The organism is Pseudomonas sp. P5_A2_2, from assembly GCF_054177685.1.
Map to the genome: position 1 here is coordinate 1 of NZ_JBGCUL010000492.1, position 3363 is coordinate 3363.

At 59.4% G+C, this 3363-nt stretch carries 6 protein-coding genes; 4 read left to right on the forward strand and 2 right to left on the reverse strand.

Annotated features, from left to right (window positions below; all coding sequences use genetic code 11):
- Nucleotides 1-576, reverse strand: a 576-nt coding sequence (locus ACXRVY_RS21010) for an OmpA family protein (RefSeq protein ID WP_458238149.1), incomplete at its 3' end; no start/stop codon positions are given.
- A 189-nt stretch (nt 577-765) separates the two neighbouring features.
- On the opposite strand from ACXRVY_RS21010, the gene ACXRVY_RS21015 reads away from it, so the two are divergent.
- From ACXRVY_RS21015 to ACXRVY_RS21030, 4 genes are all read left to right on the forward strand, one after another.
- Nucleotides 766-1263, forward strand: a complete 498-nt coding sequence (locus tag ACXRVY_RS21015) for a DUF6231 family protein (RefSeq protein WP_223463183.1) — start codon at nt 766-768, stop codon at nt 1261-1263.
- Nucleotides 1264-1267: 4 nt separating this feature from the next.
- Nucleotides 1268-1744: a YchJ family protein gene (locus ACXRVY_RS21020; RefSeq protein WP_223463182.1), complete on the forward strand. Its 477-nt coding sequence runs from the start codon at nt 1268-1270 to the stop codon at nt 1742-1744.
- A gap of 86 nt (nt 1745-1830) precedes the next feature.
- Entirely contained in the window at nt 1831-2325 is a 495-nt protein-coding gene (locus ACXRVY_RS21025) for an LEA/WHy family protein (RefSeq protein WP_223463181.1), read from the forward strand.
- Nucleotides 2322-2528 carry an SEC-C metal-binding domain-containing protein gene (locus ACXRVY_RS21030; protein ID WP_150718625.1) on the forward strand — a complete coding sequence of 69 codons (207 nt, stop codon included), beginning with the start codon at nt 2322-2324 and terminating at the stop codon, nt 2526-2528. The genes ACXRVY_RS21025 and ACXRVY_RS21030 overlap by 4 nt, the downstream gene beginning before the upstream one ends.
- 72 nt (nt 2529-2600) lie before the next feature.
- Here the strand turns inward: ACXRVY_RS21030 and ACXRVY_RS21035 are convergent, their stop codons facing one another.
- The gene (locus ACXRVY_RS21035; RefSeq protein ID WP_458238150.1) at nt 2601-3158 is read right to left on the reverse strand and encodes a cysteine hydrolase family protein; all 558 of its coding nucleotides are present in this window, start codon (nt 3156-3158) and stop codon (nt 2601-2603) included.
- Nucleotides 3159-3363 lie beyond the last annotated feature (205 nt).

Sequence of the window (3363 nt, forward strand, 5' to 3'; positions counted from 1 at the left end):
GCCTTGCTCGACGAGGTATTCAACCACCGAGTGGGCGCGTTTATCCGACAGTTTCTGKTTGTAAGTGTCGCTGCCGACGCTGTCGGTATGGCCGGTTACGGTCAGTTGAGCATTAGGGGCCTCGGCTTTCAAGCGAGTAGCAATCTTGTCGAGTACCTGCTTGTCGGACGAGGTAAGCGTGGCCTTATTAAACTGGAAGTGAACATCGCGGATGACGATGGTTTCTTCCTTGACTACAGCCACTTCTTCGACCACAGGTGCAGGTGCAGGTGGTGGGCAACCGTTGGCATCGACCCGAACGCCTTTAGGCGTGCCAGGGCACTTGTCGCGACTATCCAGCACACCATCGCCGTCTTCGTCGCCATCACCATGAACCCAGCAATAAGCCGCCGCCGTACCGCCGACGAGCAGAGCACCATACCCTGCCCATGCCGAGCTTTCGGTCGCACCGAGGCCCGCACCCACGACACCACCGACCGCCGCGCAGGTAGGCCAGTCGGTTTTCTGCAAACCTGCGCAACCAGTCAAGACACTGGTTAGCAGAACCAAGGGTAATGCTGTCCGTACTATGCTCATCTAGTTTTCTCCTGAGGGATCGGCTTAAAACCGATTCAGGTAGTAAAGACCCGAGTTTTAATCTCCGCCAGCAATAGGCCATGCTGTTTATTCGCGTATTCACGACAGGCTGGCGTTTTTGTCGCCGGGCTGCTCTAGGCCCGAACGTTCGGGCAGGCTAGTCTTGGCAGATCTGATTGAGGATCTTCGATGATTGCAGGTATTTCTTCACGCACGCCACAACAGGCACTGGCCGCTTTACTTGATCGATATGCCCCCGCGCGCCTGTTGTTGATCGGCGCCAGCGAGTTCCCGGCGCTGGAGGCTTTCAAGCTCGCTCACCCGGACAGCAGCGTCGCTTTCGCTGCCCCCGGCCCATTGCCCGACGAGTTGGCGGCCCGCCGTTTCGACCTGGCCCTGGTGGTCGATTGCCTGGAGCATTTGCCCAAGCGCGACGGCCTGAACCTGCTGGGTGGTATCCGCAACCTCAACGCCAGCCGCATCGCCGTGCTGGCGGATCTGCCGGCCTGTGGCTGGCAGGAAACCGACTTTTTCTCCCTGGCCCTGCAGGCCAGCGAACGCTTTCAGCGGGACGAACAGGTCTTGACCCTGTTCACCTACGATCTGCTTGAATACAAACAAGTCCCTGACTGGCTCAATTCGCGCTTCTGGGCCAATCCGGAAAACTTCGGGAAATACTGGTGGTAATGCAATGAGTACATCCATTTGCCCTTGCGGCAGCGGCACCCTGATCGACGCCTGCTGCGGTCACTACCATGCCGGGCACCCGGCGCCATGCGCCGAAGCCTTGATGCGCTCGCGCTACAGCGCTTACGTGCTGGGGCTGGTCGACTATCTGGTGGCCACCACCCTGCCCGCCCAGCAGGCCGGCCTGGACCGTCAATCGATCAGCGACTGGAGCGCGCAAAGTACGTGGCTGGGCCTTGAGGTGGAAAGCTCCGAAGTACTGGGCGGCCAGCCTGAACACGCCTTCGTGACCTTCACTGCACGCTGGCACGACAGCAATGGCGAGCACAGTCACCGCGAGCGTTCGTCATTTGTGCAAAACACCGGGCGCTGGTATTTCATCGACCCCACCGTGCCGCTCAAGCCCGGACGCAATGACACCTGCCCGTGCGCGAGTGGGCAGAAGTTCAAGAAGTGTTGCGCAGGGTATTTCAGCAGTTAGGACATGGAATGTCTGTCCACCCAGCAGGAGCTGCCGAAGGCGCGATCTTTTGGGTCTGGACTGGGGCTCAAGGGAGAAACACCACAATGATCATCCGCCGTGGCGCACTCTATCTGCTCACGTTGTTCCTGGCGCTCGGACTCGGCGGCTGTGCATCGTGGTTCGACGACGACTTGCCGGACCCCGAGGTCCATCTGGTGAAGATCGAGGTGGTCAGCGCCAAACTGCTGGAACAGAAATTCCTCCTGCACTTTCGCATCGACAACCCCAACGACAGCGACCTGACGGTGCGCAGCCTGGAGTACCGCGTTCACCTGGGCGACATACTGCTGGCCGATGGCGAGTACGAACACTGGTTCACCATCGGCCCCAGGCACAGCGCTTACTTCAAGGTGCCGATCCGCACCAACCTGTGGTCCAAGGTCCGTGATCTGGCCAAACTGCTGAAAAAATCCGATCAACCCATTCCCTATCGTCTGGAAGGTGAACTGGAAACCGGTATATTCATCGCCCACTACGTGCACCTGGCGCGCAATGGCGTGATAATCGCCGCCGATTTAATTCCGGAGCAACACCGATGACCCAGCAACCCCACGTCCACGGCCCTGACTGCAACCACGATCATGACCATCAGCACCATGATCACGACCACGGCCATGTCCACGGTCCGAACTGCGGCCACGCTCACCAGGAGCCGGTGCGCAATGCCCTGAAAGACGTCGGCCGCAACGATCCGTGCCCATGCGGCAACGGCAAGAAATTCAAGAAGTGCCACGGCGCTTGATGCTTCGGGCGAAGGCATTCTTCGCCTGTTGAATCACCGCCCTCTCCTGTGGGAGCGAGCTCCCACAGGTGCTTAGTCGATTGACAGAATCTGCCTACTGCTGACCACCGTCGCATACTCCCCATGCAAATTCCCAAGCGACATCGCGTGCACCACTTCGGCGCTATGGGCATGGCCGAAGAAATCAGCCTTGTCGAAGGTAAAGCACGCATCCTCGGCCACCCAGGTATCAAACCCCAGGTTGCCTGCGGTGCGCGCCGTGGATTCCACCGAATTGTGGGTCGCGACACCCACGATGATCAACTGTCCGATCCCCGCCTCGCGCAGCCCAGCCTCCAGCCCCGTCGAACAAAACGCATCCGGCACCTGCTTCTGGATCAAGCGTTCACCGGCCATTGGCTGAAACCGTTCCTGAAACTCCACCCCCGACTGCTGCGGCCAGAACACTGACTCCTCCGAGCGGGACAGGTGCTGCACATGGATCACCGGCCGAGCGGTGTGCCGCCAATGGCCGAGCAATTCCAGCATGCGCGCTTCAGCCTGAGGGTTATTCCGGCGGCCGAGTCCGGGATGCAGGATGCCTTTTTGTTGATCGATGATGATCAGTGCCGCGTTTGCCTTGAGCTCCATGCYGACTTTTCTCCAGGATTGTTGACCGTGTCGCACTTCAACATCACCCATTGCGACTGGCAAGACTGCGATCTTTTTGGTTTTTTAGACAAATCCTGAAATAACCTTGTACCCCGCTTGCGCGGCCACCTCCCGCTCACTAACGTAGCGCCTTTATTGCGCGCCGCCGCCTCTACCCCCGCAGGAGCTTTGCCATGGCCTCGCC